A 15,598-nucleotide genomic window follows, 5' to 3' on the forward strand; every position below is an offset into this window, starting at 1 on the left:
GTCCTGCCCCGGACCCTGCACGCCGACGAGCCCTCGCCGCACGTCGACTGGTCGGCCGGCGCGGTCAAACTCCTCACCGAACCGGTGGAATGGGCCGAGCACGGACGCCCCCGGCGGTCCGCCGTCTCCTCCTTCGGCGTCAGCGGCACCAACGCACACGTCGTACTGGAACACGTGCCGAGCACGGAGCAGACTGAGGACGCCGAGGACGCAACGGCGCCCGGCGCCGTCCCGTGGATGCTCTCCGCCAAGGACGAGGTGTCCCTGCGCGCCCAGGCCCAGCGCCTCGTTTCCCACCTCGACGCACACCCCGCCCTGGGCGTCGCCGAGGTCGGCCGGTCGCTCGCCACGTCGCGTACGGCGATGGAACTGCGCGCGGTGGTCGTCGGCACCCGGCGCGCGGAGCTGCTGGAGGGCCTGAGGGCCCTCGCCAGCGGTCGACCGGCAGCCGGGGTCGTACAGGGCGGAGGGGAGTCCGGGACGGCCGCCGGCGGCAGCCGGACGGCGTTCCTGTTCTCGGGGCAGGGGAGTCAGCGGCTGGGGATGGGGCGTGATCTGTACGCGGCCTTCCCGGTGTTCGCGGAGGCCTTCGACGCGGTGTGCGCGGCCTTGGACGGGCATCTCGAACGCCCCCTGGCGGACGTGGTGTTCGGCGAGGACGCGGAGTTGTTGGACCGGACCGGTTATGCGCAGCCGGCGTTGTTCGCGGTCGAGGTGGCGCTGTTCCGGCTCGTGGAGTCCTGGGGTGTCCGGCCGGACCTCCTGGCCGGGCATTCGGTGGGTGAGTTCGCCGCCGCCCATGTGGCGGGTGTGTTCTCGCTCGAAGACGCGGCGGTCCTGGTGGCTGCGCGCGGCCGGCTGATGCAGGCCCTCCCGGCCGGCGGGGTGATGGTCGCGGTGCAGGCCTCGGAGGACGAGGTGCGCAACCTCCTCTCCGGACAGGCAGGCCACGCGGACATCGCCGCCGTCAACGGCCCCTCGTCCGTGGTGGTTTCGGGCGCGCAGGACGCGGTGGCGGCGGTCGTGGACCGGCTGTCGGCCGACGGCCGCAAGACGAAGGCGCTGACCGTCTCCCACGCCTTCCACTCGCCGCTGATGGACCCGATGCTCGACGAGTTCCGCACGGCGGTGGAGGGGGTCGTTTTCGGCACCCCGGTGCTCCCCGTCGTGTCGACGCTCACCGGCCGTCCGGTGACAGGGGAGGAGTTCTGCTCCGTCGACTACTGGGTGCGCCACGTCCGCGAGGCGGTCCGCTTCGCGGACGCGGTCACCTCCCTCGCGGCGGAAGGGGCTGGCACCTTCCTGGAGATCGGCCCGGGCGGTGTCCTGACGGCCATGGCCCAGGACTCCCTGGACGAGCACGCGGTGACCGTCCCCCTCCTGCGGGCCGACCGCGCCGAGGACCTGGCCGTCACCACCGCCCTCGCCCACCTCCACGTCCACGGCGTACCCGTCGACTGGACCGCCGTCTTCGCCGGACAGGACACCCGGCCCGTAGACCTCCCCACCTACGCCTTCCACCGCCGCCGCTACTGGCTCACCCCGGGTTCCCCCTCCGGCGACGTGGCCTCCGCGGGGCTCGTGGCGGCCGAGCACCCCCTGCTGGGCGCCGCCGTCGCCCTCGCGGACGGGGAGGGCGCCCTGCTGACGGGGCGGCTGTCGACGGCCACGCACCCGTGGCTCAGCGATCACACGGTCATGGACACGATCCTGCTGCCGGGCACCGCCCTGGTCGACCTCGCACTGCGCGCCGCCGAAGAGGTGGGTTGCGACCGCGTGGACGAGCTGACCCTCGGCGCCCCGCTCGTCCTGCGCGAGCGAGCCGCCGTACGCCTCCAGGCCGTCGTCGGCGGCCCGGACGCGACCGGGCACCGCACCGTCAACGTCTACTCGCGTCCCGAGAGCGCCGACGCCGCCGAGCCGTGGACCTGCCACGCCACCGGTGTCGTGTCCGTGGACGCGAGGCCACAGGCCCCGGAAGGGCAGCCGCAGGACCTCGCGGTATGGCCCGCCCCCGGGGCCGACCGCCTGGACACCGGCGGAGCGTACGAGCGGCTGGCCGGCCTCGGCTTCGGCTACGGACCGGCGTTCCAGGGCCTGCACGCCCTGTGGCGGCGCGGCGACGAGGTGTTCGCCGAAGTACGGCTGCCCGACGGCACGGAAACGGGCGGCTTCGGGATCCACCCGGCGCTGCTCGACTCGGCCCTCCACGCGATCGGCCTCGGCGGCCTGCTGCCCGACGCCGGACACGGACGGATCCCGTTCGCCTGGAGCGGGGTGACGGTGCACGCCACCGGCGCCACGGCCCTGCGGGTCAGGATCACTCCGGCCGGAGCGGACGCGGTGGCCCTGCTGGCGACCGACGCGGCGGGCCGGCCCGTGGCCTCGGTCGACTCCCTGGTGCTGCGCCCCGTCTCGGCGGAGCAACTCGACCGGGCCGGCCGCGAGCACGGACCGCACGACTCCCTCTACCGCGTCGACTGGACCCCCCTTCCCCGTACCCCGGAGGACCCCGTGAGCGAACCGGGCGAGCAGTGGACCCTCATCGGCGGCGACGACGGTCTGCGCGCCGCGCTGGAGGACTCCGGCATGAACGTCTCGTACCGCCCCGGTCCGGACGGCGCGGCGGCGCTGCCGGGAGTCGTGCTCGCGGCCGTCGACGTGCACCCGGACGGCGACCACCCGGTGGCGCACGCCCAGGAGACCGTGCACCGGACACTGGAACTCCTCCAGCAGTGGCTGTCCGACGACCGGAACGCCGGGACCCGGCTGGTCGTCCTCACCGGCAACGCCGTCGTCGCCAAGGACCGGGACCAGGAGGACCGGGACAAGGAGGTCGACCCGGCGCAGGCCGCGATCTGGGGCCTGGTGCGCTCGGCGCAGTCGGAGAACCCCGGCCGGTTCGTCCTGGTCGACCTGGACCGCGACGCCGCCTCCGTACGGGCGCTGCCCGCACTGCTGGCCTCGGGCGAGGAACAGTTCGCCGTACGCGGCGGGTCGGTACTCGTGCCACGGCTGGCACGGGCCGAGACCCCGGCCTCCCTCGGCGGACCGACCCCGGCGTTCACCGCCGCCGGCACGGTGCTGGTCACCGGCGCCTCGGGCCTGCTGGGGCGCCACGTCGCACGGCACCTGGTCACCGGCCACGGCGTGCGCGACCTGCTGCTCGTCAGCCGGAGCGGCGCCCGGGCGGCGGGCATGGCCGAACTGGAGGCGGAACTCGCCGAACGGGGGGCCCGGGTCACCGTGGCCGCCTGCGACGTCGCCGACCGCGACGCGCTGTCGCGGCTGCTGGCGGAGGTACCCGCCGAACACCCCCTGACCGGGGTGGTGCACGTGGCCGGAGTGACCGACGACGGCATCGTCACCGGCCTGACCGCGGAGCGGATCGACCGGGTGTTCCGGCCCAAGGTCGACGCGGCCCTGCACCTGGACGAACTCACCCGGGACATGGAACTGTCCGCGTTCGTCCTCTTCTCCTCCGCCGCCGGGGTCTTCGGCGCGGCGGGCCAGGGCAACTACGCCGCCGCCAACTCCTTCCTGGACGCCCTCGCCCAGCAGCGCCGTGCGGCGGGCCTGCCCGCCGTATCGCTGGCCTGGGGGCTGTGGGCGGAGAGCAGCGGGATCACCGGCGCGCTGAGCGACGCGGACCGCGGCCGGATGGCCCGCAGCGGGGTGCTGCCCCTGGCCACCGACGAGGCCCTCGGCCTCTTCGACGCCGCGACGGCCCAGACCCAGAGCACGGTGGTGCCCGTACGGCTGAACCAGGCGGAACTGCGCGGTCAGGCCGCGGCCGGCACACTGCCGGCCCTGCTCACCTCGCTCGTCCGGGTTCCGTCCCGGCGGACGGCCGCGGGCCCGGACGGGTACGGAGCCTCGCCGACCGGTACGGAGGCCGGGGCTGCCGGGGCCGGACAGCGGGAGCTGTCGGCGCGTCTGGCCGGTCTCACCGAGGCCGAACAGCGCAAGGTGCTGCTCGACCTGGTGTGCGAGCACGTCGCCGCGGTCCTCGACCTCGCGTCGCCCCGGGCGGTCCGGCCCGGTCAGGCCCTGCGGGACCTCGGGTTCGACTCCTTGACCGCGGTCGAGTTCCGCAACCGGCTGGGCAAGGACACCGGGCTGCGGCTGCCTCCCACGCTCGTCTTCGACTACCCGACCCCGGCCGAACTCGTCGAGTACCTCAAGACCGAGGCGGCCCCGCCCGCCCCGGGCATCGCCGGGATGCTCGCCGAACTCGACCGGATCGAAACGGCGTTGCGGAACACGGCGGCGGCCGGCGGGGAAGGCGGCGACGCCATCACCTCGCGCCTGAGGGACCTGCTCGACCAGTGGGCCGCGACCACCGGCACGGCGGCAGGGGGCACGGCCGAAGGGGGCACGGCCGAAGGAGGTGCCGCGCGGGAAGCGTCGCGGACCTCGGACGCCACCGGCCCCGTGGACGCGGCGGACGGACTCCACGCCGCCACGGACGACGAGATGTTCGACTTCATCGGCAAGGAATTCGGAATCTCCTGAACCGCGGAGTTGGCGGCGACCCGCCACGCACAGCCCATCTGCCGACTTCCGGCCCCACCGGCTCGACGTAAAAGGTGACTCAGGTGTCTGACCTCCAGGCGAACAACAACGAGGAAAAGCTGCGCTACTTCCTCAAGCGGGTATCGGCGGATCTCCACGAGGCCCGGGAGCGGCTGCGGGACCTCGACGCGGCACAGCACGAGCCGATCGCCATCGTCGCGATGAGCTGCCGGTTCCCCGGCGGCATCGCGTCACCCGAGGGCCTGTGGCAGTTCCTGACGGACGGCGGCGACGCCATCACGCCCTTCCCCGCCGACCGCGGCTGGGACCTCGAATCCCTCTACGACCCCGACCCCGACACCCGTGGCACCAGCCACGTCCGGGAAGGCGGGTTCCTCGACGGGATCGACCTCTTCGACGCGGGCCTCTTCGAGATATCACCTCGTGAGGCACTCACCATGGACCCCCAGCAACGCATCCTGCTGGAGTCCTGCTGGGAGACGTTCGAACGGGCCGGAATCGACCCCACGGCCCTCAAGGGCAGCCGCACCGGCGTGTTCACGGGTGTGATGTACCACGACCACACATCGGTGCTCCAGCAGGCCGTGGACGACGTCGACGGCTACATCGGCACCGGCAGCGCGGCGAGCGTCGTCTCCGGACGGGTGTCGTACACCTTCGGCCTGGAAGGGCCGGCCGTGACCGTCGACACGGCCTGCTCCTCCTCCCTGGTCGCGCTGCACCTCGCCGTGCAGGCGCTCCGGCGGGGCGAGTGCGACCTGGCGCTCGCGGGCGGCGTGACCGCGATGCTCACCCCGACGTCCTTCGTCGACTTCAGCCGCCAGCGCGGACTGGCCGCAGACGGCCGCTGCAAGCCCTTCGCGGCCGCCGCCGACGGCACCGGCTGGGGCGAGGGACTGGGCATGCTGCTGGTGGAGCGGCTCTCCGACGCCCGGCGCAACGGGCACCCGGTGCTGGCGGTGGTCCGGGGCAGCGCGGTGAACCAGGACGGCGCCTCGAACGGCCTCACCGCCCCGAACGGCCCCTCGCAGCAGCGCGTGATCCGCCAGGCCCTCACGGACGCCGGCCTGTCGGCGGCCGATGTGGACGCGCTGGAGGCGCACGGCACGGGGACGACACTGGGCGATCCGATCGAGGCGCAGGCGCTGCTGGCCACGTACGGGCGGGGGCGCTCCGCCGACCGGCCGCTGTGGCTGGGCTCCCTCAAGTCGAACATCGGGCACACCCAGGCGGCGGCCGGGGTGGGCGGGATCATCAAGATGGTCGAGGCGATGCGGCACGGCGTCCTGCCCAGGACCCTGCACGTGGACGCGCCGACCCCGCACGTCGACTGGTCGTCCGGAACCGTACGCCTCCTGACCGAACCCGTGGAGTGGACGGAACACGACGGCCGCCCCCGACGGGCGGCGGTCTCCTCGTTCGGCTTCAGCGGCACCAACGCCCACGTCGTCATCGAGCAGCCCCCGCTGCCGGAGCCGGGTCCGGCCGGCGGCGAGAACGCGCCGCCGGAGCACCCGGCGCGCGCGACGCCCGTACTGCTCTCCGGGAAGAACGAGGCCGCGCTGCGCGGCCAGGCCGCACGTCTGCTGCGTCATGCGCAGGACAACCCCGACGAGTCCCTGGCCGACCTGGGCCTGTCGACGGCGACGACCCGGGCGGCCCTGGACCACCGGGCGGCGATCGTGGCATCGGACCGCGAGGAATTGCTCCGGGCACTGGAACTGCTCGCGCAGGACGCCCCCGCGGGTGATGCCGGGAGCGCCGTCGTGGCGACGGGGGCCGTCGTGCCCCGGCAGACGGTGGCGTTCCTGTTCTCGGGGCAGGGGAGTCAGCGGCTGGGGATGGGGCGTGATCTGTACGCGGCCTTCCCGGTGTTCGCGGAGGCCTTGGACGCGGTCTGCTCCGCACTGGACGCCCACCTCGAACGGCCCTTGCGGGAGGTGATGCTGGGCGGCGACGCCGAGATCTTGAACCGGACCGGTTATGCGCAGCCGGCGTTGTTCGCGGTCGAGGTGGCGCTGTTCCGGCTGGTGGAGTCCTGGGGTGTCCGGCCGGACTTCGTGGCCGGGCATTCGGTGGGTGAGTTCGCCGCCGCCCATGTGGCGGGTGTGTTCTCGCTGGAGGACGCGGCGGCTCTGGTGGCGGCTCGTGGCCGGCTGATGCAGGCCCTCCCGGCCGGGGGCGTGATGGTTGCGGTGGAGGCCTCGGAGGAAGAGGTACGGGAGCTGCTGGCCGGGTTCGAGGACCGTGCGGGCATCGCTGCCGTCAACGGCCCGTCGGCCGTGGTGGTTTCGGGCGGGCAGGATGCGGTGGCGGCGGTCGTGGACCGGCTGTCGGCCGACGGCCGCAAGACGAAGGCGCTGACCGTCTCGCACGCCTTCCACTCGCCCCTCATGGACCCGATGCTCGACGACTTCCGCAAGGTCGCCGAGAACGTTTCCTTCGGAGCCCCGACCGTGCCGGTCGTCTCCACCCTCACCGGTCTCCCGGTGACGGGGGAGGAGTTCCGCACCGCCGACTACTGGGTGCGTCACGTGCGTGAGGCCGTCCGCTTCGCCGACGCGGTCGCCTCCCTCGCCGGGGAAGGGGTGAACACCTTCCTGGAGATCGGGCCGGGTGGTGTCCTGGCCGCCATGGCCCAGGCCGTCCTCGACGGCGGCCCCGCTGTGGTCCCGGTGCTGCGTGCCGACCGTCCTGAGGACGTGGCGGTCACCACCGCCCTCGCCCATCTCCACGTCCACGGCGTACCCGTCGACTGGACGGCCGTCCTCGCCGGTCGCGGCGCCCGACGCATCGACCTGCCCACGTACGCCTTCCAGCGCGAGCACTACTGGCTCGAAACGGCCGCAGCCCCGGGCGACCTCACCCGGGCCGGTCTCCGGCCGGCCGAACATCCGCTGCTCGGCGCCGTCGTGACCCTGGCCGACGGTGAGGGGGCGCTGCTGACCGGCCGGGTGTCGCTCGCCACGCACCCCTGGCTGGCCGACCACGTGGTGCTGGGTACGGCGCTGCTGCCCGGGACCGCGCTCGTCGAGCTGACGCTCCGGGCCGGCGACCAGGTGGGGTGCGGCCGGATCGAGGAACTGACGCTGGAAGCCCCGTTCCTCCTGCCCGGACAGGGCGGCGCACAGCTCCAGGTGGTCGTGGACGGCCCCGGCACGAACGGCACGCGGGCCGTGCGCGTGTACGCGCGGCACGACGACGCACTGGCGGCGGACGCCTGGACCTGCCACGCGTCGGGACTCCTGTCGGCCGGTACGGGCACCGGCCCCGACCGTAGCCCCGGCACACCCCCGGGCCCCGGACTCACCGAGTGGCCCCCGGCAGGAGCCGAGCCCCTCGACGCCGACGCCCTCTACGACCGGATGGCCGGGCTGGGCCTGGAGTACGGCCCGGTGTTCCGGGGAGTCCGGTCCGGGTGGCGGCGCGGGGAGGAACTCTTCGCCGAGATCGCCCTGCCCGAGGGAACCGACGTCACCGGCTTCGGCCTGCACCCCGCGCTGTTCGACGCCGCCCTCCACACGGTCGGCCTCGGTGACCCCGCGGCGCCGGCCGACGGGCCCCGGATCCCGTTCGCGTGGAACGGGGTCGCCCTCCACGCGACCGGTGCCACCGCGCTGCGCCTGCGCCTCGCCCCGGCGTCGTCGTCCACCGCCGCGGCCGGGGAGGGAGCGGTGTCGCTGTCCCTCGCCGACGCCACGGGCAGCCCGGTGCTCTCGGTCGACTCCCTGGACCTGCGCCCGGTGGCGGCGGAGCAGCTGGCCCCCGTCGGCGCGAGCGGCGCCGGCGGGCTGTTCCGGCTGGAATGGAAGCCTGCCCGGGACCCACGGTCCGACCGGGCCACGGGCTTCCCCGTCGTCCTGCTCGACGCCCTTCCCCGGCCGGCCGCCGACGGGACCCCCGTCCCCGACGTGGTGGCGGTACGGGCACCGGTCCCCGCCCCCCTGAGCACGGGCACCGACGCCGCAGCCCGCCCGTCCGTGGCCGCGCAGGAGGCGCTGGCCCTCGTACAGGACTGGCTCGCGGACGAGCGGTGCGCCGCGTCGCGCCTGCTGGTCGTCACCCGGGGCGCGGTGGCCGTCGATCCGGCCTCGGCCGCCGACCCGGCGCAGGCCGCGGTCTGGGGCCTCGTGCGTGCGGCCCAGTCGGAGAACCCCGGCCGCTTCGTCCTCGTCGACCTCGACGAGGAGGAGGACGAGGAAGACCGCGGGCACGACGAAGACCCGTCGGCGCTCGCGGCCGCGGCCGCGTCGGGCGAGACGCAGGTGGCGGTACGCGGGAACGCGCTGTTCGCGCCCCGGCTGGTACGGGCGGCCGACGCGCCGGCGGGCGGCGGGACTCCCGAATCCGCGGTGTTCGCACCGTCGGGAACGGTCCTGGTCACCGGCGCGTCCGGGGCGTTGGGACGGGTGGTGGCCCGGCACCTGGTGGTCCGGCACGGCGTCCGGCGACTGGTCCTGGCGAGCCGCCGCGGCCCCGCCGCCGACGGCGCCCGGGAGTTCGCGGCCGAGCTGGGCGCACTGGGCGCCGTGGTCGACACCGTCGCCTGCGACGTGGCCGACCGGGAGGCGCTGGTCAGGCTGCTCGGCTCGCTGCCGGACGCACACCCGCTGACGGGCGTGGTCCACGCGGCGGCCGTGACCGACGACGGCGTGGTGCCGTCCCTGACCCCCGAACGGGTGCGCGGGGTGTTCGGCCCGAAGGTGGCCGGGGCCCTGCACCTGGACGAGCTCACGCGGGGCCTGGACCTGTCGGCCTTCGTGCTGTTCTCGTCGGCCGCCGGCATCTTCGGCAACGCGGGCCAGGGCAACTACGCCGCCGCGAACTCCGCCCTCGACGCACTGGCCCACACCCGCCGCGCCGCAGGCCTGCCCGGCGTATCGCTGGCCTGGGGCCTGTGGGCGAGCGCCGGCACGCTGACCGCCACCCTGGCCGAGGCGGACCACCGGCGCATCGGCCGTTCCGGGCTCGTCGCGCTGGAGACGGAAGAAGGCCTCGGACTCCTCGACCGCGCCCTGGGTTCCCCGGAGCCGCTGCTCGTACCCGTCCGCTGGGACCTTCCCGCACTGCGCGAACAAGCCCGCACGGGGACGCTGCCCCCGCTGCTGGGGGACCTGGTCCCGGCCCCCGTACGGCGCACCGAGGCGGCCGCGGCCGGCTCCGCGGACGCCGTCCGGTCCGCGCTGTCGGAGCGGCTGCGGGGGCTGACGGAGGCGGGGCGGACCGAGCTGCTCGTCGACCTCGTACGCGGCCACGCGGCCGCCGTGCTGGGCCACGACCGGCCCGGAACCGTCCAGCCGACCCAGGCGTTCCGGGAGCTCGGCTTCGACTCGCTCACCGCGGTCGAACTCCGCAACCGACTCGTCTCGGCGACCGGCGCACGGCTGCCGGCCGGACTGGTCTTCGACCACCCGACCCCGGAGGCGCTCGCCCGCCACCTGCTCGGCCGGCTCGACGGGGCCCGGCCGGCCGGCACCGTCCGACCGGTCGTCCGGAACGGCGGCGCCACGGACGAGCCCCTCGCGATCGTCGCCATGAGCTGCCGCTACCCGGGCGGCGTGCGGTCCCCCGAGGACCTGTGGCGGCTGCTCTCCACGGGCACCGACGCCATCTCCGGCTTCCCCGTCGACCGCGGATGGGACCTCGACCTCCTCGCCGGGGACGGCGCCACCGGCTCCAGCACCACCCGCCGGGGCGGATTCCTCTACGACGCCGGGGAGTTCGACGCCGCCTTCTTCGGGATCTCCCCGCGCGAGGCCCTCGCGATGGACCCGCAGCAGCGGCTGCTCCTGGAGACCTCGTGGGAGGCGTTCGAGCGGGCCGGCATCGACCCCGCCACCCTGCGCGGTTCCCGCACCGGCGTCTTCACGGGCGTGATGTACCACGACTACGCCTCCGCGCTCCGGTCGGTACCCGAGGGCGTCGAGGGCTTCCTCGGCACCGGCAACTCCGGGAGCGTCATCTCCGGCCGCCTCTCGTACACCTTCGGCCTCGAAGGCCCCGCGGTGACGGTGGACACCGCGTGCTCCTCCTCGCTGGTGGCCCTGCACCTGGCGGTCCAGGCCCTGAGGCAGGGCGAGTGCGAACTGGCCCTGGCGGGCGGTGTGACCGTCATGGCCGGCCCGGGAGCCTTCGTGGAGTTCAGCCGCCAGCGCGGCCTCGCCGCCGATGGCCGTTGCAAGGCGTTCTCCGCGAACGCGGACGGCACCGGATGGGCCGAGGGCGTGGGGATGCTGTTGGTGGAGCGGCTGTCGGATGCCCGGCGCAACGGGCATCCGGTGTTGGCGGTGGTGCGGGGCAGCGCGGTGAATCAGGACGGTGCTTCGAATGGTCTGACGGCTCCGAACGGTCCGGCGCAGCAGCGGGTGATCGAGCAGGCGTTGGCGGGTGCGGGGTTGTCGGCGGGCGATGTGGACGCGGTGGAGGCGCACGGCACGGGGACGACACTGGGCGATCCGATCGAGGCGCAGGCGCTGCTGGCCACGTACGGGCGGGGGCGCTCGGCCGACCGGCCGTTGTGGCTGGGGTCGCTGAAGTCGAACATCGGGCACACCCAGGCGGCGGCCGGGGTGGGCGGGATCATCAAGATGGTCGAGGCGATGCGGCACGGGGTCCTGCCGAAGACCCTGCACGCCGAAGAGCCCTCGCCGCACGTGGACTGGTCCGAGGGAACCGTCCGCCTGCTCACCGAACCCGTCGCGTGGGCGGAACACGACGGCCGCCCCCGACGGGCGGCGGTCTCCTCGTTCGGCTTCAGCGGCACCAACGCCCACGTCGTCCTCGAACAGGCGCCGACCGCCCCCCGGCCCGCGTCCGCTCCGGGAACGACGCCCGTACCGCCCTCCACGGCGCCCTGGATACTGTCCGCGAAGAGCCCGGACGCGCTGCGCGAGCAGGCACGGCGGCTCCTGCGGTACGCGACGGAACACGTACCGGAACACGACGGCGGCCGTCAGGCCGCCGAGGTGGCGTACTCCCTGGCCACGGGCCGCACCGCCCTGGAACACCGCGCCGCCGTCGTGGCACCCGACACGGCCGGCGTCCTGGAAGGGCTGGCGGCCCTCGCGAACGGCGACCCGGCACGATCGGTGGTGCGGGCCGTCGCCGAGCCCGGTACGAAGCGGGCGTTCCTCTTCTCCGGGCAGGGGAGCCAGCGGCTCGGGATGGGACGCGAACTGCACGCGGCCTTCCCGGTGTTCGCCGAAGCCTTCGACGAGGCATGCGCCGCACTGGACGCGCACCTCGAACACCCCTTGCGCGACGTGGTGTTCGGGGACGACGCGGAGCTCCTCGACCGGACGGACCACGCCCAGCCGGCGCTCTTCGCCGTCGAGGTGGCGTCGTACCGGCTGGTGGAGTCGTGGGGTGTCCGGCCGGACTTCCTGGCCGGGCATTCGGTGGGTGAGTTCGCGGCGGCCCATGTGGCGGGTGCGCTCTCGCTGCGTGATGCGGCGCGGCTCGTGGCCGCGCGCGGACGGCTGATGCAGGCGCTCCCGGCCGGGGGCGCGATGGTCGCGGTACAGGCTTCCGAGGAGGAGGTGAGGGAACTGCTGGCCGGCCACGCTGACCGTGCGGACATCGCCGCCGTCAACGGGCCCTCGTCCGTGGTGGTTTCGGGCGCCGAGGACGCGGTGGCCGCGGTCGTCGAGCGGCTGGTGGCGCAGGGCCGCAGGACGAAGGCGCTCTCCGTCTCCCACGCCTTCCACTCCCCGCTGATGGACCCGGTGCTCGCCGACTTCCGCAAAACCCTGGAAACGGTCACCTTCGGGGACCCGGCCGTGCCGGTCGTCTCCACCCTCACCGGCCGCCCCGTGACCGCGCGGGAGCTCTGCTCCGTCGGCCACTGGGTGCGCCACGTCCGCGGGGCCGTCCGCTTCGCCGACGCGGTCACCTCCCTCGCGGACGAGGGCGTCGGCACCTTCCTGGAGATCGGACCGGGAGGCGTCCTCACCGCCCTGGCCCAGGACGCCCTGGAGGAAAACACCCTCGCCGTCCCCCTCCTGAGGACCGACCGGCCCGAGGCCGAGGCCGTCACCACCGCCCTCGCCCGGCTGCACGCCCACGGAACGCCCGTCGACTGGACCGCCTTCTTCGCCGGACACGGCCTCCAGCGCGTCGACCTCCCCACCTACCCCTTCCAACGCACCCGTTACTGGCTCGAATCCACCCCCGCGCCCGGGAACGTCGCCGCCGCCGGACTGGCCGAGACGGGCCACCCCCTGCTCGGAGCCGCGGTCGCGCTCGCCGACGGCGAAGGGCTGCTCCTCACCGGCCGGCTGTCGCTCGCGACCCATCCGTGGCTCGCCGACCACGCGGTGATGGGCGCCGTGCTGCTCCCGGGCACCGCCCTGGTGGACCTGGCCCTGCACGCGGCCCTCGACGAGGCCGTCGGATGCGACCGGCTGGACGAACTGACCCTCGGCGCCCCCCTCGTCGTGCCGGACGACACCGCGGTACGGATCCAGGTGCGCGTCGGCGCCCCCGACGGGGGCGCCCGCCGCCCGCTGGAGATCCACTCCCGCGCCGAGGGCGCGCCCTTTGACGAGCCGTGGACGCGCCACGCGGTCGGCACGCTGTCGAGCGCCGACGGCACCGCCGATTCCGGCCCCCTGGCCGACTGGCCCCCGTCGGAGGCGGTCGCCGTCCCCGAGGAGGCGCTGGACTCCCTGTACGAGCGGATGGCCGGCCTGGGGCTCGACTACGGCCCCGTGTTCCGGGGCGTGCGCGCCGCCTGGACGCGGGACGACGCGCTCTTCGCCGAGGTCGGACTCCCCGCGGGCACCGACGTGTCCGGCTTCGGACTGCACCCGGCCCTGATGGACGCCGCGCTGCACACCGTCGCCCTCGGCCCCGGCCCGCTCGGCCCCGTCGCCGGTGCCGACGAGGGTGACCGGGCACGGGTTCCGTTCTCCTGGAGCGGGGTGACGGCGCACACCGCGCCGGCGGCCGGAGCGGGGGAGACGGGAGCCGTGGAGGCCCTGCGGATCCGGCTGACCCCCGCCGGTCCGGACACGGTCTCGCTGCTGGCCGCCGACACCACCGGCCGGATCCGGACCTCCGTCGACTCGCTCGTCCTGCGCCCGATCTCCGCCGAGCAGCTCACCGCCGCCCGGTCGGGCCGGTCCCGGGACTCGCTGTTCCGCGTCGACTGGACCCCGCTGTCCCCGCCCGGTTCACCGGACGCGCCGCCCACCGGTGATCGCGTCGTACTGTTCGCGACGGACGGCCCGTCGGAGGCCGGAGCCGTACGGTCCGTGGCCGGCCGCGCCCTGGCCCTCGTACAGGAGTGGCTGACCGCTCCCGACGCCGGTACGACGACGGAGGCGCGGCGGCTCGTCATCGTGACCCGCGACGCGGTCGCCGTGGACGCCGGCGACGCGGCCCGGCTGGACCCGGCACAGGCCGCCGTGTGGGGGCTGGTCAGGTCCGTCCAGGCCGAGCACCCCGAACGCTTCGTGCTGGTGGACGCCGACCGCGCCCACCCGGAAGGGCTGGCGGCCGTGCTCGCCACCGGTGAGCCGCAGTCCGCCCTCCGGGACGGCCGGGCGTTCGTGCCCAGGCTGGCCCGTGCGACCGGCGCCGGGGCTCCCGCGCTGCCCGCGTCCCTGGGGCTGGACCCGGCGGGCACCGTCATGGTGACCGGCGCGACGGGCGCCCTCGGCCGGCTCGTCGCACGGCACCTGGTGGCGGCGCACGGCGTACGGCACCTGCTGCTGACCAGCCGCCGCGGACCCGACGCCGCCGGAGCGTCCGCCTTCGCCGCCGAACTGGCGGCCCTGGGCGCCGAAGTGACCACGCTCGCCTGCGACGTCGCGGACCGCGGCGCGCTCACCGCCCTGCTCGACGGCATCCCGGCCGCGCATCCGCTGACCGGTGTGGTGCACGCCGCCGGCGTGCTCGACGACGCGCTCGTGGGCTCGCTGACCGCCCGGCGGCTCGACGACGTCCTCGGGCCCAAGGCCGAGGCGGCGCTCCACCTGCACGAACTGACCCGGGACACGGACCTCGCGGCCTTCGTCCTGTTCTCCTCGCTCGCCGGTACGTTCGGCAACGCGGGCCAGGCCAACTACGGTGCCGCCAACGCCTGCCTGGACGCCCTCGCACAGTCGCGCCGGGCCGCCGGACTCCCGGCCGTCTCGCTGGCCTGGGGTCCCTGGGCCGCCGCCGAGGGCACGGGGGGCATGCTCGGGGAGGCCGGCGCGGGAGCCCTCGCGCGGATGGCCCGGGCCGGAGTGTCGCCGCTCACCCCCGAGGAGGGCCTCGCCCTCTTCGACACGGCGAGCGCGCCCCCCACCGGGGAAGCCCCGGCCACCGGTACCGCCGCCGGGGGCACCACGGCCGATGCCCCCGGCGCCGGACCGGACGCCCTGCTCCTGCCGGTACGGCTGAACCTCCCCGCCCTGCGCCGCCGCGCCACCACCGAGCCGGTCCCCGCCCTGCTGCGCGGCCTCGTCCGGGCCCCCGCCCGCCAGGCCCGGGAATCCGCGCCCGGGACGGCCGCCCTCGCCGGGCAGCTCGCCGGCGCATCGGACGAGAAGCGCCGACGGATCCTCCTCGGCGTCGTCCGGACCCAGGTCGCCGCGGTGCTGGGGCACACCTCCTCCGAGGCGATCGGCACCGCACAGGCCTTCCGCGACCTCGGCTTCGACTCGCTCACCGCCGTCGAGCTGCGCAACCACCTCGGCGCGATCACCGGGCTGCGCCTCCCGGCGAGCCTGCTGTTCGACCACCCGACCCCGGCCGCCCTCGCCGATCACCTGTCCGCCGCGATGCCCTCCGCGGGGCCCGGCGGACCGGAGCCGGCCCCCTCGCTGCTCTCCGAGATCGACCGCCTGGAAGCCGCGTTCGCGCGCTCCCCGTACGACAGGGGAACGCGGGCCACCGTGGCCGTGCGGCTGGAGGTACTGCTCGCCAAGTGGCGCGAAGCGGGCCCCGACACCGGCCGCGAACCCGGGGACGACGCCGGGACCGAGGTCGAGGACGCCTCCGACGAAGAGCTCTTCGAACTGCTCGACGGCGAGCTCGGCACCAACTGATCGACCAGCACGACATCCCTTCGCGT

At 75.1% G+C, this 15,598-nt stretch carries 2 protein-coding genes; both read left to right on the forward strand.

The window, feature by feature from the left end:
* A partial coding sequence (locus tag ACZ5D2_RS34355; protein ID WP_468934881.1) for a type I polyketide synthase occupies positions 1-4,515 on the forward strand: 4,515 nt, incomplete at its 5' end.
* 83 nt (positions 4,516-4,598) lie between these two features.
* Positions 4,599-15,572 carry a type I polyketide synthase gene (locus tag ACZ5D2_RS34360; protein ID WP_468934884.1) on the forward strand — a complete coding sequence of 3,658 codons (10,974 nt, stop codon included), beginning with the start codon at positions 4,599-4,601 and terminating at the stop codon, positions 15,570-15,572.
* Positions 15,573-15,598: the final 26 nt, after the last annotated feature.

Source organism: Streptomyces sp. NPDC031479 (assembly GCF_055581065.1).